General features: G+C 47.0%; 3 protein-coding genes. All 3 read right to left on the reverse strand.

The window, feature by feature from the left end; all coding sequences use genetic code 11:
• Positions 1-33: 33 nt before the first annotated feature.
• The 3 genes from MSG95_RS18805 to tnpA all read right to left on the reverse strand — a co-directional run bounded on the left by MSG95_RS18805 (position 34) and on the right by tnpA (position 2428).
• On the reverse strand, positions 34-1638 hold the full coding sequence (locus MSG95_RS18805; protein ID WP_017402503.1) for an IS66-like element ISAba46 family transposase: 1605 nt from the start codon (positions 1636-1638) through the stop codon (positions 34-36).
• Between the two features lie 74 nt (positions 1639-1712).
• Complete coding sequence (tnpB, locus tag MSG95_RS18810; RefSeq protein WP_004832949.1) at positions 1713-2048, reverse strand: IS66 family insertion sequence element accessory protein TnpB; 336 nt, start codon at positions 2046-2048, stop codon at positions 1713-1715.
• Complete coding sequence (tnpA, locus tag MSG95_RS18815; protein ID WP_004646130.1) at positions 2045-2428, reverse strand: IS66-like element accessory protein TnpA; 384 nt, start codon at positions 2426-2428, stop codon at positions 2045-2047. The genes tnpB and tnpA overlap by 4 nt, the downstream gene beginning before the upstream one ends.
• Between the last annotated feature and the right edge of the window lie 86 nt (positions 2429-2514).

The following is a 2514-nucleotide window of genomic DNA, read 5'->3' on the forward strand; positions in this document are numbered from 1 at the left end:
TCGTAAGCGTCCGCTGAATCCCATACCAATTTTTTAATTCGATTTAGGTTTCCAGCAGTGTGGCAGTAACTCTTCAATCTGGGTCACTTTATGTGTCGGTAGCTTTTTCAGCACATCACTTAAATAGGCATACGGATCCAAGCCATTCAGCTTTGCTGACTGGATTAAAGTCATGATATTTGCCGCTCGCTGTCCACTGCGCAGCGAACCTGCAAACAACCAGTTCTTACGGCCCAATGCCCAGGGACGCATTGAGTTCTCTGCCCAGTTATTGTCAATGGGTAGATTGCCATCATCCAGATAGCGGCTTAAGGCTGGCCAACGCTTCAGACTGTAATTGATCGCCTTGGCGGTTGGAGAACTCGATGGCACCGTCAGATCATGTTGGTTGAGCCATTCATACAGTTGTTGCCTCACCGGTTGGCTGTGCTGTTGTCGGTATTCGCGGCGGTGTTCTGCTGTACTATCGGTCTTTTTCCTGAGTTCTGCTTCTATGGCATACAGTTTCTGAATCAGCACTAATGCCTGTTCAGCGATCTGACTTTTCCCGGTCACATGCAGTTCATGAAATTTACGACGTGCATGTGCCATGCAGCCCACCTCAATGACATCGCCTGATTTAAAGCGTGCTTTATAACCACTGTAATCATCACAGACCAGATGGCCCTGCCAGCCATTCAGGAACTCTTCTGCATGCTGACCTGAACGGCTATCCTGAAAGTCATAGATCACCGCTTGAACTGGATTGTACTGTGTGGTGGCATAGGCCCAGACATAACCTTTCTTCGGTTTTTTCTCATTCTCACCCATCCGCATAATGGTGACCGGCGTTTCATCGGCATGGATCACCCGCTGTTGCAGCACCACCTGTTTTAAGGCATTGGCCAGAGGTTCCAGTTCCACACCGCAGCGACCAATCCAGTCAGATAACGTGGATCTGGACAGATCAATGCCCGCCCGCTGATAGATCAGGCGCTGACGGTACAGCGGTAAATGATCGGCATACTTCGATACCAACACATGGCTGAGCAGTTCAGGTGAAGCAATGCCTTTATCAATCACATAGGCTGGCATCGCTTGCTGAGTCAGGGTGTCGCACTGATCACAGACCCATTTGCCACGGATATGCTGTTCCTTATAGAACTGTGCCGGTCTGAAATGCAGTTTTTCACTGACATCTTCGCCGATACGCCGGAGTTGGCATCCACAAGCACATTGGGTTGATGCAGGTTCATGCTCAATACGGATGGTGTGTAGATGATCTGGCAGTGGTCGACGTTTAGGTTTATTGACTGTGGCTTTGTGTGTCACTGCATCGGTTTTATCTGCATTCAGCCGCTCCAGTTCTAGATCAACCGCGGCAATATCTTCTTCAACCGCTTCATCCCACAGATGGATTTGTTTTGCCGTTAAGTGTTCATTCTTTTGGGCGAATTTGTGCTTTTTAAACAGCGCCAGTTCATGCTCGTATTTTTGAGTGAGAATAGAAAGATGTTGAACTTTGGCATCCAATTGCTGGTTTGATTTTTCTAACTCTTGATTTGATTCTGCCAGAGACTGATGCTGCATTGCCAACTGTCTGGTGAATTCCAGCAGTTGTTCATGGGTCAGTTGGCTTAAGTCAGGCAGCGTATTCATGACCGCAGTATGCCTGAGGTCATGAGAAGAATGAAATAGAACGTTTGGAGAATAGCAGAATGGAACAGTCTGGTTTAAAGCATCGTCACCACCTGCTGTCGTCCAATGCGCTGCCAAGGTAAACCCTGGATCAGTGCCTGTAACTGTTCCGGACTTATCGCCATGCTTTCACCCTGGTGAACCTGCGCCCAGTGGAATTTTCCCTGTTCCAGCCGCCGGGCACACAGCCAGATGCCCAGTCCATCATGTACCAGCACTTTCATGCGATGGCCACGTTTATTACAGAACAGGTAAGCACAATGCGGTTTGATGTAGCCAAAGGCTCTCACCACCTGAGCCATGACAATATCCATCCCTGCTCGCATATCCAGAGGTTGGGTAGAAAGCCAGATTTCATCAATGCGGATCATGTTGCAAGTGCCTTGAGTAATTCTGCTAAAGCAGATATTTCTGATACTTGCCATTTCAAGCCAATTTCTGCTTTTGAGTGGGGTAAAGTAATTTGAACCTTTAACATGTCAGTAGGAGTAGGATCTAATGGTGCAGAGCAAGATAAGGCAATAAATGCAGGTTTATTCGGTAGTGGTGAGCGATCATTCCCTGGCTTAGCATCAATTAAGCGAATCCATTTGGATACAAGATTTGTATTCAATCCATGTTGCAAAGCGACCGAAGCAATTGAAACGTCCGGTGCTTTACAAGCCTGAACGATCTGCTGTTTAAATTCAGCACTGTATGTTCTTCGTTTTTTCGCAAGAGATGCGATGGATGTCTGGTGATTTGTAGTCATAAATTTTAGTCCCCACTTGTTTTTAAGTGTGGACTAAATTAAGGCTTATAGGATGAATTCAGAAGGTGTGTTCAGCGGACGCTTAC

The sequence above is a fragment of the Acinetobacter sp. IK23 genome (genome assembly GCF_035615275.1).
In the GTDB taxonomy this organism is placed as follows: domain Bacteria; phylum Pseudomonadota; class Gammaproteobacteria; order Pseudomonadales; family Moraxellaceae; genus Acinetobacter; species Acinetobacter seifertii.

What these genes read in the sequence shown, in the direction of transcription:
- MSG95_RS18805 (WP_017402503.1), bottom strand. Translation starts at nt 1,638, where the DNA reads ATGAATACGCTGCCTGACTTAAGCCAACTGACCCATGAACAACTGCTG.
- tnpB (WP_004832949.1), bottom strand. Translation starts at nt 2,048, where the DNA reads ATGATCCGCATTGATGAAATCTGGCTTTCTACCCAACCTCTGGATATG.
- tnpA (WP_004646130.1), bottom strand. Translation starts at nt 2,428, where the DNA reads ATGACTACAAATCACCAGACATCCATCGCATCTCTTGCGAAAAAACGA.